Below are 13,020 nucleotides of genomic sequence, written 5' to 3'. Positions count from 1 at the left end.
CGTTGTGCTCATGCGGTTCCGGGCAGCCGATCGTAAACGATTGGTGATCTCGGTTTTCGGTGTTGTCCTGGCAGTTCTGTTGGTCGCGGTCGGCGTCGGAGCCGGCCGCTCGCCGGCACCGGCACTACCCCTGAGCGGCCTACCGCCGGGCCCGGTCGGCGCCGCCGCTCTCCCGGATCTGGTGCTGCGCGTGGATGCCAGCGGGCACGACCCGCGGGCGGTGGTACTCGCCGTGGACGGCGGGACGGTCAACGGCACGGTGGAGGGCGAGACGGTGCTCTACCGCCCGGAGGGCCTGGCCGACGGCGAGCACAGCTTCACCGCGCGGATCCCGGCCGGTGGGCCACTCGGGTGGTTGCGCGCCGAACCCGCCGTGTCGGCGACGTTCACCGTCGACACCACCGCCCCGGCCCTGGAGATAGCGCCACCGCCCGCCGTGGACTCCTACCGCGACCCCGTCACGGTGCGCGGGCGGGCGCCCGACGCCGTGCGCGTCTCGATCGGCACCCGGCAGGTCACCCCCGCACCCGACGGCAGCTTCGAGACCGAGCTGCCGCATCATCCCTCCGGCGCCGCGGTGGTCGCGGTCGACGCCGCGGGTAACGAGACGAGCCGGCCGCTGGCCGCGGGTATCGATCTGCCACGGATGCGCGCGGTCCACGTCACCGCCCATGCCTGGTCGCACGACGGGATGCGCGAATCGGTGCTGGACATGGCCAGGCAGGGCCGGATCGATACCGTCCAGCTCGATATCAAGGACGAGGACGGCGTAGTCGGCTACGACTCGCGGGTCCCGCTGGCCCGCAACACCGGCGCCGCCACCCCGATCTACCGGCCCCGCGACGCGCTGCGGCAACTGCACGATATGGGGGTCCAGGTGGTCGGCCGGATCGTGGCCTTCCGCGATCCCACCCTGGCCGACTGGGCCTGGCACCACCGGCGGCCCGACTGGGTGGTGCAGAATCCGGCCGGTCAACCCTATTCCAGCCACTACGGCGCCATCGCGTTCACCAATTTCGCCCATCCCGAAGTGCGCGCCTACAACATCGCGCTGGCCGTCGAGGCCGCCGAACTGGGCTTCGACGGAATCATATACGACTACGTCCGCCGGCCCGACGGCAGTCTGTCCAGTATGAGATTCCCCGGGCTCACCGGACCGGCGACCCACGCCGTCGCCGGATTCCTGGCGCAGGCCCGGGAACCGGTGCACACCGCCGGTGCTCACCTCAGCGCGGCGGTCTACGGTATCGCCGCCTCCCGGCCCGACCAGATCGCCCAGGACATCCCGCTCATCGCCGAACAGGTGGATTTCGTGGCGCCGATGATCTACCCCTCGCATTGGAACACCGGGGAGTACGGAGTCGCCGACCCGAACAACCAGCCCTACGACATCGTGGCGGCAGCGCTGCGCGACTTCCAATCCGTGACCAAGGGCACGAACGCGAAGGTGATCCCGTGGCTGCAGGACTTCAGCCTCGGGGCGGACTACGGAGATGCCCAGGTCAGAGCGCAGATCGACGCGACCTACCGGACCGGTATCGACAGCTTCTTCCTGTGGAGTCCGTCGGTGTCGTATCACCAGGGGGCACTGGACCCGAAATGAGACCGTAACGCCGTACAGCCGGGCCGCGACTTCTCCGGTGACGCAATGGCCCGTCGGGGGGCCTGTCCGTCCATTTACCAGCAGTCGAATGGAGCTCGGGACATGGCTTTCCGAAGTGATCACCTGGTGCGCGCCCGCACCTACCTGGCACAACACCGGCTCGCCGCGGCGATCGCGGCCCCCGCCGGTCTCGGCGTGGCGGCGGCGGTGGCGGCGGCCTACTCGGTGACCGCACCGGCCCAGCACGCCGATACGCAACTGAAGGCGTCGGTCACCGAATGCCACGATATGGTCACCATCTCGGTCGCCGGCCGTGGCGACACCCCGGCCGAGGGCACCACGAAACTGCTGGTGGACGCCAACGGCAACCCGCTGCCCGCGGCGCTGTCGGGCGACCACAGCAGCGAATGGGTCGACCCGGTGGTCAACGCGCCCGCCGATGATGTGGATCCCGGCTCGTATGCCGCCGTCTACATCGCCTACCCCGCGAACATGGCCACCTACGAGGACGCCGTCACCACCGGTGTCGCCAACACCCAGCAGGTGATGCGGGAGATCGCCCAGGCCTGCCCGGATACCCAGTTCGCGATCGTGGGATACAGCGAGGGTGCCGATGTGGTCCGGCGGGTGGCGATGGAGATCGGTCATCAGGAGCAGCAGGACGGCGGCTACGCCATCGTCGACCCCGGCAAGGTCACCGGTGTGGTCATCCTCGCCGATTCCGGCCGCACGGCGGGCGACGGGCCGTTCCCCGGCGCCCAGAACCCGTACGGCAACCCGGATAATTTCGATCAGCTCTACCAGAACGGCGGCACACCCGTCCCCGGTCAGGGCGCGGTGGCCGGGACCAGCGGCGATTTCGGCGCGCTGAACGGCAAGATCGCCTCCTTCTGCTCCGACGGCGACCTCACCTGCGCGGCGCCGGACAATATCGCGCTGCTGCAATTGGTGGTCAATGTGGCACGGCAGATGAACGTCGACGCTCTCGAACGCGAGGGCCTCAACCCTGCCACCGGGCAGGATGTCGCGGTGGTCCTCAGCCGGGTCACGCTGCTGGCACTGGCCGATATCCAGTCGCAGCCCAACTGGATGGCCACCGACGAAACCTTTCTCGAGGTATTGCTGCGGGTCTCGGACCCGGCCTACGAACCCGGTGTGACCACCGCACCGGCGACCCCGGCCGATTCCATCTCGACCGATCAGATGTCCCCGCTCGCCTATCTGCCGCAGAAGGTCCTCAACGAGATCGTGGGCCTGATCGTCACCAATCAGAACACGATCCCGGTGATCCTGTCCGACCCCTACAACCTCACACTCGGTCCCAACGCCACCGGTCACCACTTCGACTACTGGCGCGATGCCGATCCGGGCAACGGTAAGACACTCACCTCTGCCGAATACGCGGCGGCCTGGCTCACCCATCTGGCGAAGCAGGCGCAGGCCGGCGAACCGGTGGACACGAAGTCGGCCCCGACAGCCGAGGACCTCGACGACGCCTACCGGGCGGCAGCGCAGACCACGACCGATCCGACGGCGAGCGCGGCGGCCACCGGCACCATGGCCGCACCGACGACGAGCGGGACCGCCCCGGTGACCACGCAGTCGGCGACCGGTACGCCGACCACCACCGCCCCGACCACCACCGCCCCGGCCACCACGACCGATCCCACGACCACGGCGCCGCCGGCCACCGGGACCACCACCGAACCGCCCGTCACCACACCGGAGGCGACGGAGACCGCCACCGTCGTGGCCACCCCCGAAGCGACGACTCCGCCGGTGGCGACGACCCGTCCCACGCCTCCGCAGGTCGCGGTGAACAACAGCTCGGAGGCGCCCGTCCCGAGTACGACCCCGCAGGAAACCACGACCACGGGCGTACCGGTGCGCTGAGCGGTCTGTGCACGGCCGTGCCCGAGGTTCGATGCCGTCCTTCGGCGCACGGCCGTGCCCAGGGTGCGATGCCGTCCAGCGGCCGACAGCCGGCAGTCACGATGCGCTGACCGGGGCAACAGGCCGGGCCACGGGCGCCGACCCGTGGTCCCACACGATAGGGCCGGGCAGGACGCCGTTCAGTGGTCGGAATCCGCCGCACGGCCCTCGACCACAGTGGCCAGGCGTCGGCACGGATAGCGGTGGGCCGGGTACCGGGTGTCCGGCCCACCGCTACTGCTGTGGCTTGTCGTCATCGGCGAAGATGAGGCCATGACGATTTCCGCGCACGATATGGAGTACCTGCGCCGCTGTGTCGAACTCGCCCGCGAGGCGCTGGCCGCCGGGGACGAGCCGTTCGGGTCGCTCCTGGTCGCCGCCACCGGCGAGGTGCTGTTCGAGGATCGCAACCGCGTGGCCGGCGGTGACAACACCCGGCATCCGGAATTCGAGATCTGCCGCTGGGCGGCCGCCCACCTCGACCCGGCCGACCGCGCGACGGCCACGGTGTACACCTCGGGCGAACACTGCCCGATGTGTTCGGCCGCCCACGGCTGGGTCGGACTCGGCCGCATCGTTTTCGCCACATCCAGTGGACAGCTCGCCGCATGGTTACGTGAATGGGGCGCTCCGGCGGCACCGGTGGCCGCCCTGCCGATCACGCAGGTGGCGCCCGGTGTGGTCGCCGAGGGCCCGGCTCCCGCGTTCGAGCCGCAGATGCGCGCTCTCTACCAGCGGTGTTTCGCCCCGGACGCGCACGCCGCGCAATGATCCGTCGTCCGGCTCAGCGGTGCGCGCCGCTGCGCAACCAGGCGATATGGCGTCCCGAGATATCGGCCGTGGTGAGCAGGTCGAACCCGGTCTCCCCTGCCAGCCCGGCGGCGTGGTCGATACCCGCCTCCGCCCAGGGAAACCAGTCCCCGGCCTCGGTGCGGGTTTCCAGCCGGATCTGCCGGACACCGATTTCCGTCCCGGGACAGGAGAATTCGACCACGGCCAGGCCACCGGGACGAAGCAGGCCGGCGACCCGGCGCAGGATACGATGCGGGTCACCGCCGATACCGATGTTCCCATCGGCCAGTAGCGCGTAATGCCACCGGCCGTCGCCGGGCAGCGGCCCGAAGAGATCGCGGGCCACGGCGGGGGCACCCCGGTGCCGGGTGACCGCGACCGCGGTGGGCGAGACATCGACGCCGAGCGCGATGACACCGCGGCGGCACAGCGCCGCCACCAACCGTCCCGGCCCGCAGCCCAGATCGACCGTCGGTCCGTCACAACACCCGATCAGGGCCGAATCCACCTGCCGGTCGGCGGCGGTGATCCGGGCGCCGCCGAGCCACCGGCGGGTCGGCAGCCGGATGCGATCGCCGTCGGTGGAGCGGATCCAGCAGTCGCGGCCGGTCAGGGCCGGATCGAACCGGCCGATCACCGGCCGGACCGCGCGGCGCCGAGTGCCGCCACCTCCGCGGCGAATCGCCCGGAACAGCCGGCGGCGACCCGCAGGGCGTCGGCGTAGTGATCGACATCGGTGAGGGCGGGCAGTATCCCGACCCGGTATCCGTGGGCGCCCAGCACGCCCCGGGTGCGGTCGCCGGTGACCGCCGTGGACATGGGCACCTCCGTGAGCAGCCGAGCGGCCCGCGGATCGGACAGCCCCAGTCCCCACCAGCCGCCGTCGGTGGCGGGTCCCAGCAAGGCCTCGGCCCCGGAGGCCAGGGTGCGGGCCGCGTGGGTGAGCACTCGTGGGCCGAGCTGCGGTGTGTCCATACCGATCTGCAAGACCGGCAGCCCCGCCCGCGCGGTATCGGCGTGGGCGTTGGCCAGCCGCACCGCGAAATCCGGGCCACGCTGGGGAACCACCTCGAAATCGGTCATTTTCAGCGCTATCTCACCGCCGAGTTCCGCGGCGTCCAGGTCGCCGGTGAACGCGACCACCCGGTGGGCGACCGGGCAGGCGCTCACCGCGTCGAGTGTGTCCAGCAGTGCGGCGGCCGCCAGGCGGGCGGCCTGCACCGGTGTCAGGGGCGGAGTCAGCCGGGTCTTGGCATATCCGGCGACCGGCGCCTTGGCCACCACCAGCAATGCCGCCGGCACCGGCGCGCCACCGGAGCGAGCGCCGCGGTCCGGTCCCGGAGCAGGTGACCGGGCAGCCCGGTTCACCGCAGGACCGCCAGGAAATCACGGGTCGCCCGCAGTGATCCCCGTGCCGTCCCCGATATCTTCGAGCGCCCACCGGCCCGCGCCCGGTAGCTGATATCGACCTCGCGCACGTCCCACTGCGCCGCGGCGGCGCGGACGAGCAATTCCAGGGGATATCCGAAGCGATCGTGCAGTCTTCCCAGCGATTCCAACCGCTCCCGGCCCGCGACGCGCATGGCCCCTATATCGTGCACCGGCAGCCCGTAGCGGCGGCGCAGCCGACCCGCGACGACACGGTTGCCGAGCCGGGTGTGCCACGGCCAGACCCCACCGCTCACCGGCCGGCGGCGGCCCACCGCGAGGTCGGCGCCGGCGCGGATCTCGGCCACCAGCCGGGGCAGCTCCCCGGGGTCCATCGATCCGTCGCCGTCGAGGACGGCGACCAGTTCGGTGCGGGCCGCGGCAATACCGGCCTGCACCGCGGCCCCGTATCCGGGACGCGGTTCGGTGATCACGCGGGCGCCGAATCCGATCGCGACGGCGGCGGTGTCGTCGGTAGACCCGTTGTCGACGACGATCGGCTGATATCCGGGCGGTAGCGCGGCCAGGACCGCCGGCAACGCCTCGGCTTCGTTGCGGCACGGGATCACCACGGTGACACCGGCCGGTTCGCGGTGCTCTGTCGGCATGGGTGCCACGCTAAGCCCGCGGCGGCGGAAATACTGTGACAAAACCATGACGTCGTGTCCGAATCCACTGGTGAATGCGCCGCCACCGACCGGACCGGCCTAGGGTGGCCTCTGTGCCGGAGCTGATCGAGATCGCCGAACCCCGCACCCGGTTCCGGGGCGAGCTGCTCGGCGCCGTGGGCGCGGCGCTGCTGGTGGCGGTCGCGTTCACCGTTCCGCAACTGGCGAGCGAATCGTGGCGGCGCAGTCTCTTCGCCGCGGCCGCGCCCATTTTCGGCCACTGGTCGCCGCATATCGGCTGGGGCAGCCTCCCGGCGCTGGTCCTCTCGGCGGCCGTGGTCGCCCGGGGCCCGGCGCTGGCCGGTCGACTCCCCTGGCGGCGGCTGCTCACCGCCGGCTATCTCACCGCGGTGGTGTGGGCGTTCGCACTCGCCCTGGTGGACGGTTGGCGGCGGGGTTTCACCGCGCGGCTCGCCGACGGCCACGAATATCTTGCCGAGGTGCCCGGAGTCACCGATATCCCGGCGATGCTCGACTCGTTCGCCGACCGGATCCTCGACGGGCAACCGGATTCGTGGACCACCCACGTCTCCGGCCATCCGCCCGGCGCGCTCTTGTTTTTCGTCGTGCTCGACCGGCTCGGCCTGGGCGGGCCCACCTGGGCGGGAATCGTCTGTGTCCTGGCGGGATGCAGCGCGCCGATCGCGGTAGCGGTCGCGTTGCGCGCCCTGGGCGCCGAGGACCGTGCCCGCCGGGCACTGCCGTTCCTGGTACTCGCGCCGGCGGCCATCTGGATCGCGGTGTCCGCCGACGCCCTGTTCGCCGGCGTCACGGCGTGGGCGGTGGCGCTACTCGCCGTCGCCGCGGGCGCGCGATCCACCCACCTCGCCGAGAGCTCACCGAGGCCCGCGACCGACCGGCCACCCGATCCGGGATCCACTGTCCCCCTGGCCCGCCGCACCGCGATACCGGTCGCGTTCGCGGCCGGGGTGCTGTTCGGCTGCGGGATCTACCTGAACTACGGCCTGATACTGATGGGACCGCTGGCCGTCGCGGTGCTGCTCGGCGCCCGCACGGTCCGGCCGCTGCTGCCCGCCGTAGTGGGCACGCTGGTCGTGGTGACCGGTTTCGCGGCCGCCGGATTCTGGTGGCTCGACGGCTACCACCTGGTGGTCGAGCGCTACTACCAGGGGATCGCCACCACTCGCCCGTACGGGTACTGGTGGTGGGGCAATCTCGCCGCCACGGTCTGCGCGGTCGGGCTCGCGACGGTGGCGGCGCTCAGCCGGACCCTGGCGCCGTCCCGGCTGCGGACGCTCGATCCGGCCGCGCTGCTGGTCGCCGCCGCCGTCTGCGCGGTCGTCGCCGCCGACCTCAGCGGGTTGAGCAAAGCCGAGACCGAACGGATCTGGCTGCCGTTCGATATGTGGCTGCTGGCGGCGACGGCGTTCCTGCCGCGCGGACACATTCGCCCCTGGCTCGCCGTCCAGGCGACGGGGGCCCTGCTACTGGTCCATCTGCTGCTGACGAATTGGTGAGGCATCCATGTGCATACTCGTGCTCGATGACCTGCCGGAAATCATCGGCCACACACTGGCCTGCGCACTGCCGGTGGTGGCAGCGGGCGCCTTGATCCTGCGCGCGCTCCGCGACCGTTCGCTCACCGCGAGTGCGGCGGTGCTGGTCCTCATCCCGACCCTGGCCGCATTGGCCGGTATCACCGGGGCGAACGGGCTGAGGGCCACCACCGAGTCCGGGCGTACCGCCATCGTATTGCTGCTGGTCGGTGCGGTCACCGTGCCGGCCGCCGTACTACTGGGCAGGGAATGTTCCCGGAAAAGAGCACTGGAGAATCGAATGCGCGAACAAGCCCGCGCCGCCGAACGATCACGGCGCGCACTGCTGGCCTGGGTGAGCCACGACATGCGGACCCCGCTCGCCGGGCTCCGGGCCGTGACCGCGGCACTCGACCACGGGGCGGCGACCGACCCGGCCGATATCGCCCGGTACGCCGAGCGGATCGGCCGGGCGACCCGGCGGCTGTCCCGGATGGTCGACGATCTGTCCGAGATAGCGAAGAGCTCGCCGGACGCCCAGCGGCTCGACCTCGAACCGCTGGACCTGCACGAACTCATCGACGAGATCTACGCCGCCCAGCGCACCTCCGCCGATCGCGCCGGAATCGGTTCCCCCGAGCCTCGTCCCGGCGCCGCCGACGAGCCGGCCCCGGAACGCGACCGGCGGTTCCGGCCGCAACCGTACGACGGCGTGGCACCGACCACCGGAAGGAGTTGATCCGATGAACAAGAAAATTCAGGTGGCCCTCGGCATCGATGTCGATTCCTGCGCCGGCTGGCTCGGTTCCTACGGCGGCCAGGATTCCCCCAACGATATGCAACGGGGCGTGTTCGCCGGCGAGGTCGGTGTGCCGCGGATGCTGCGGCTGTTCGAGCGCCGCGGTATCCGGACCACCTGGTTCTGGCCCGGACATTCCATCGAGACCTTTCCCGCGCAGGCACGCCGGTGTGTCGAGGCGGGACACGAGATCGGCGCCCATGGGTACAGCCACGAGAATCCGCGGGCACTCACGCCACAGCAGGAACGCGATGTCATGTCCAAGTGTGTAGACCTCATCGAACAACTCAGTGGCCGCCGGCCGCTGGGCTATGTCGCGCCGTGGTGGGAGATGAGCGAGCACACCGCGTCCATTCTCGCCGACTACGGGTTCTCCTACGACCATTCGCAGAACTACAACGATTTCGTGCCCTTCTACGCCCGCGTCGGTGACACCTGGACGCCCATCGACACCTCCGGTCCCGCCGCGCACTGGATGAAACCACTCGTGCACGGACACGAGATCGACCTGGTCGAATTCTGTGGCAACTGGTACGTCGACGACCTGCCGCCGATGATGTTCATCAAGGCACATCCCAACTCGCACGGATTCGTCGCGCCGCGCGCGATCGAGCAGATGTGGAACGACCAGTTCGACTGGGTGTACCGGGAGTTGGACTACGCCGTCATCCCGGTGACCCTGCATCCCGACGTATCGGGGCGGCCGCAGGTTTTGCTCGTGCTGGAACGCCTGCTGGACCGCTGGGCCGGCTTCGACGGCGTCGAGTTCGTCACGATGGCGCAGGCGGCGGCGGAATTCCGCGCGCGCTATCCGTTCGAGCGCCCGGACCGGCCGGAATGCATCGGCCGCTGAGCCCCCGTAGGTCACCCAACAGCATTCTGCCCCCGTCCATAGTTGATTCAATCCCGCCACACCTGCCGGGCCACGCGCGCGAAGTTGCCGCCGAAGACCGCGGCCAGTTCGTCCTCGGCGAAGCCGCGCCGGGCCAGCACGTCGTGCAAGCCGGGTACGTCCGAAAGACCGAGGAAGTCCTCCGGTGGGGTCCAGCACAACTGGCCGTGGCGGGTGTACTCCTCGGAGAACAGCTCCGGATTTGCGGCCAGCATATCGTTGAAGTCGTCCGCGTCGAAGGAATAGTCGGAACTGACACCGATATGGTCCAGGCCGACCAACTCCACGCCGTAAACGATGTGATCGGCCATGGCAGCTACGCGTTCGGCGTGTTCGTCTTTCCCGTTGGGGCCCAGAAAGATTCCCACGCCGTTGATACCTATCACACCGCCGGTTGCCGCGCAGGCCCGCGCCTGGTCGTCGGTGAGGTTCCGCGGATGTTCCCACACCGCCCGGAAATTGGAGTGGCTGTAGATCATCGGCGCGCTCGTGATCTCTGCGATGTCCAACCCGGTCTGCACCGAGCAGTGCGATCCGTCGGCGAACACACCGGACTCGTTCAGCTTACGGATCAGATCGCGGCCGTAGGCCGTGAGCCCGGTGTCCTCGGTGTCGAGACATCCACAACCTGAGGCGTTGGCCTGGTTATAGGTCGGCAGCAGCGACCGCAGCCCCAGGTCGTGGAATATGTCGACATTGTCGAGATTGCCCTCGAGCGGGGCGGAGTCTTCCAGATCGAAGGCCAGCGCAATGAATTCGTTCGCGTCCACCGACCCCGGTTCCGGCCAGGCGTCGGCGAAGCTCTTCACCAGCCGGAATCGACCATCCGCCAGAGCCTCCCGGCGGAATATATCAAGTAGTTCCAGCACTTCCCGGGTGGACTGGGGCGAATATCCGACGTTCACCGACAGATACGAGCCCAGCGGATAACGCCCCAGTTCGGCGACGTCCGCTGTCGGCACCAGGGGCAGGCAACAGTGTTGTTCCCACAGTCGTGGCCTGTCTGCCACGGGACCTCCTGGAACTGGATCGGCATCGAATCAGCAATGCTACTGATCATCAGGATCGGGACGTGGATGCGCTGTACGGCACCGTTTCGACCCATGTCATCTGCCTGGTGCGCGCCGCTGCGCTACGCGTAGCGGCCCACGGCCGAGCTGCCGCAGTAGCTCGCCGCCGCGGCCGGTCATCAGCCGATCGTGGCGCCCGCCGCGACCGGACGCAAGGGGGCGCGGGCGAATTCCGCCAGCCCGGCGGCCGGGCCGATACGCGCGGTGAACCCGAGCACCTGCCGGGCGCGCGCCGGATCGGCGACGATATGGCGCACATCTCCCGATCGTACCGCACCGGTGACCACAGGCTCCGGCCCTCCATGGGCCGCCGCCAGGGTTCGTGCGACATCACCGATGGTGATCGGATGCCCGGAGCAGATGTTCAACGGCTCGAACCCGGGCAGCGCGGCCTCGACAGCGGCCACATTCGCCGCGGCGATATCGGTGACGTGCACGAAATCCCGCGTCTGCCGGCCGTCCTCGAACACCTGCGGTGCCCGACCTGCCGCCAGCGCCGATCGGAATATCGCCGCGACACCGGAATACGGTGTGTCTCTGGGCATTCCGGGGCCATAGACGTTGTGGTAGCGCAGTGCGGTCACCGTACCGCCGGTGGCCGCGGCCCAGGCGGTCGCGTAGTGCTCCTGCGCCACCTTGCTCGCCGCGTACAGACTCCGGGGCCGCGACGGCGTGTTCTCGGGAACCGGGGCCCAGGTGAGCGCTTCGCCGTGACGACGGTGTTCGAACCGGCCGGCCGCGAGGTCTTCGGGCCGGCGCCCCGCCACTTCCACGATCCCGTCCGGCCCCCGATAGAGTCCCTCGCCGTACACCACCATCGAGGAAGCCAGGACCAGCCGGCCGCACCCGGCACGGTCCATGGCGGCCAGCAGTACCGCGGTGCCGAGATCGTTGTGCCCGGCATAGGCGGGCGCGTCCTGGACATCGACACCGGCACCCACCACGGCGGCCTGATGGCACACCACGTCGACCCCGGGGAGCAGCCGGTCGAGCCCGGCGGCGTCGCGGACATCCACCTGCCGTACCCCCTCCGGCGGCTTCGCCCCGGGCCCGTGCGCCGCGGGCAGCATCAGGTCGACCGCCACCACGTCGTGGCCGCGGGTCGCCAACGCGGGGTGGATATGGGAACCGATGAATCCGGCCGCGCCGGTCAGCAGTACTCGCATACCCCGATCCTGCCTGTCCGCGGGCGCCGGACCGGGCAGGCGGGCGCGGATGTCACGGTTTCGTCGTTCCCGGCCGCGCGCCTCGGCTCGGCCGCTCCACGACGCCCCCTTGACCTCAACCTATCTAGAGGTTTCAGACTGATCGAGTTCACCGGTTGTCGAACCCGAGGAGTGCATCGTGCAGGCAGTACAGGTAAAGGAATTCGGCGGGCCGAGCGTGCTCGAGGTGCGCGAGCTGCCGACCCCGGAACCGGAAGCCGGTCAGGTCCTGATACGCGTCGCCGCGGCGGATGTGATGTTCCTCGATACCCGGCTGCGGTCGGGATGGGGCACCGATTTCTTCCCCGTGCAGCCGCCCTACGTACCCGGCGGCGCGGTCGGCGGGGTCGTCACGGCCGTGGGATCGGACGTCGACCCCGCACTGCTGGGCACCCGGGTGACCGCACGGACCGTGGCCAGCGGCATCGGTGGCGGTCTGCCCATCGGCGGCTACGCCGAACAGGCGCTCGCCGCTGCCGAGCAATTGAACCGGATACCGGACGGCGTGAGTGTCGACCGAGCGACGGCGGTGGTCCACGACGGCCATACCGCGCTCGCGGCCTTCGAGCGCGCCGGTATCCGGCCAGGGCAGCGGGTGCTGGTCACGGCCGCCGCCGGTGGTCTCGGCACGCTTCTCACCCAGCTCGCCCACCGGGCGGGAGCACAGGTGATCGCCGCCGCCCGTGGGGAGGCCAAACTCGCGCTCGCCCGGCGGCTGGGGGCCGAGACCGCGATCGATTACTCCGAGGCCGGCTGGACGGATCGAGCCCTGGCCGCGACCGGCGGCCGCGGGCCCGATGTGGTATTCGACGGCGCGGGCGGCGACCCGGGCGATGCGGCGCTGCGGATCGTGCCCGGCGGTGGCCTCTTCATCGGATACGGGGCAGCAGCCGGCGAATTCGCCGGCACGGAAGCCGAAAGCGCTCGTGGGCGAGGGGTCGAGGTCCTGAGCCTGTACGACCTGAACACCGGCAACGACGGCCGGGCCCGCTACGCCGGCCGGATACTCGAGTTGCTCGCCACCGAGCAACTCGAGGTCGTCATCGGACAGACCTTCCCGCTCGCCGATGCCGCCGCGGCCCACGCCGCCATCGAGAACCGCTCCGCACTCGGCCGCACCATGCTGCGGGTCTGA

At 70.2% G+C, this 13,020-nt stretch carries 12 protein-coding genes; 7 read left to right on the top strand and 5 right to left on the bottom strand.

The features are described from left to right. Positions 1 to 10 precede the first annotated feature (10 nt). The 3 genes from NS4_RS09120 (at position 11) to NS4_RS09110 (ending at position 4,306) form a co-directional block, all read left to right on the top strand. On the top strand, positions 11 to 1,603 hold the full coding sequence (locus tag NS4_RS09120) for a putative glycoside hydrolase (RefSeq protein WP_084487044.1): 1,593 nt from the start codon (positions 11 to 13) through the stop codon (positions 1,601 to 1,603). Positions 1,604 to 1,705: 102 nt separating this feature from the next. After that, positions 1,706 to 3,496, top strand: coding sequence for a cutinase family protein (locus NS4_RS09115; protein ID WP_063059083.1), 1,791 nt, complete (start codon positions 1,706 to 1,708; stop codon positions 3,494 to 3,496). Between the two features lie 312 nt (positions 3,497 to 3,808). Next, positions 3,809 to 4,306, top strand: a complete 498-nt coding sequence (locus tag NS4_RS09110) for a nucleoside deaminase (protein ID WP_063059167.1) — start codon at positions 3,809 to 3,811, stop codon at positions 4,304 to 4,306. A gap of 13 nt (positions 4,307 to 4,319) precedes the next feature. Here the strand turns inward: NS4_RS09110 and NS4_RS09105 are convergent, their stop codons facing one another. The 3 genes from NS4_RS09105 to NS4_RS09095 all read right to left on the bottom strand — a co-directional run bounded on the left by NS4_RS09105 (position 4,320) and on the right by NS4_RS09095 (position 6,363). After that, positions 4,320 to 4,964, bottom strand: coding sequence for a methyltransferase domain-containing protein (locus NS4_RS09105; RefSeq protein ID WP_063059082.1), 645 nt, complete (start codon positions 4,962 to 4,964; stop codon positions 4,320 to 4,322). Further along, positions 4,961 to 5,629 (bottom strand): TIGR04282 family arsenosugar biosynthesis glycosyltransferase, encoded by a 669-nt coding sequence (locus tag NS4_RS09100; protein WP_063059081.1) that lies wholly within the window; start codon positions 5,627 to 5,629, stop codon positions 4,961 to 4,963. The genes NS4_RS09105 and NS4_RS09100 overlap by 4 nt, the downstream gene beginning before the upstream one ends. 62 nt (positions 5,630 to 5,691) lie before the next feature. After that, positions 5,692 to 6,363 carry a glycosyltransferase family 2 protein gene (locus tag NS4_RS09095; RefSeq protein WP_063059080.1) on the bottom strand — a complete coding sequence of 224 codons (672 nt, stop codon included), beginning with the start codon at positions 6,361 to 6,363 and terminating at the stop codon, positions 5,692 to 5,694. Between the two features lie 113 nt (positions 6,364 to 6,476). On the opposite strand from NS4_RS09095, the gene NS4_RS09090 reads away from it, so the two are divergent. The 3 genes from NS4_RS09090 to NS4_RS09080 are packed head-to-tail and all read left to right on the top strand — an operon-like array spanning position 6,477 to position 9,571. Next, positions 6,477 to 7,901: a hypothetical protein gene (locus NS4_RS09090; protein ID WP_063059079.1), complete on the top strand. Its 1,425-nt coding sequence runs from the start codon at positions 6,477 to 6,479 to the stop codon at positions 7,899 to 7,901. A 19-nt stretch (positions 7,902 to 7,920) separates the two neighbouring features. Beyond that, on the top strand, positions 7,921 to 8,658 hold the full coding sequence (locus tag NS4_RS09085; protein ID WP_169811744.1) for a histidine kinase dimerization/phospho-acceptor domain-containing protein: 738 nt from the start codon (positions 7,921 to 7,923) through the stop codon (positions 8,656 to 8,658). Positions 8,659 to 8,662: 4 nt separating this feature from the next. Beyond that, complete coding sequence (locus NS4_RS09080) at positions 8,663 to 9,571, top strand: polysaccharide deacetylase family protein (protein WP_063059077.1); 909 nt, start codon at positions 8,663 to 8,665, stop codon at positions 9,569 to 9,571. Positions 9,572 to 9,618: 47 nt separating this feature from the next. On the opposite strand, the gene NS4_RS09075 is transcribed toward NS4_RS09080, so the two are convergent. Then, positions 9,619 to 10,572 (bottom strand): dipeptidase, encoded by a 954-nt coding sequence (locus NS4_RS09075; RefSeq protein ID WP_245665203.1) that lies wholly within the window; start codon positions 10,570 to 10,572, stop codon positions 9,619 to 9,621. Positions 10,573 to 10,799: 227 nt separating this feature from the next. Continuing rightward, a complete protein-coding gene (locus NS4_RS09070) occupies positions 10,800 to 11,846 on the bottom strand; it encodes an NAD-dependent epimerase/dehydratase family protein (protein WP_063059075.1) in 1,047 nt (348 codons plus the stop codon). Between the two features lie 178 nt (positions 11,847 to 12,024). Between NS4_RS09070 and NS4_RS09065 the strand changes: the two genes are divergently transcribed. Further along, positions 12,025 to 13,020, top strand: a complete 996-nt coding sequence (locus NS4_RS09065) for a zinc-binding dehydrogenase (protein ID WP_063059074.1) — start codon at positions 12,025 to 12,027, stop codon at positions 13,018 to 13,020.

Origin of the sequence: Nocardia sienata NBRC 100364, assembly GCF_001613205.1 — a bacterium.
GTDB lineage: Bacteria > Actinomycetota > Actinomycetes > Mycobacteriales > Mycobacteriaceae > Nocardia > Nocardia sienata.
This window is presented reverse-complemented; position numbering and strand designations above follow the sequence as displayed.

Coding starts and splice junctions, on each gene's coding strand:
- NS4_RS09110 (WP_063059167.1), top strand. CDS start 3,809: ATGACGATTTCCGCGCACGATATGGAGTACCTGCGCCGCTGTGTCGAA.
- NS4_RS09080 (WP_063059077.1), top strand. CDS start 8,663: ATGAACAAGAAAATTCAGGTGGCCCTCGGCATCGATGTCGATTCCTGC.
- NS4_RS09120 (WP_084487044.1), top strand. CDS start 11: ATGCGGTTCCGGGCAGCCGATCGTAAACGATTGGTGATCTCGGTTTTC.
- NS4_RS09095 (WP_063059080.1), bottom strand. CDS start 6,363: ATGCCGACAGAGCACCGCGAACCGGCCGGTGTCACCGTGGTGATCCCG.
- NS4_RS09070 (WP_063059075.1), bottom strand. CDS start 11,846: ATGCGAGTACTGCTGACCGGCGCGGCCGGATTCATCGGTTCCCATATC.
- NS4_RS09115 (WP_063059083.1), top strand. CDS start 1,706: ATGGCTTTCCGAAGTGATCACCTGGTGCGCGCCCGCACCTACCTGGCA.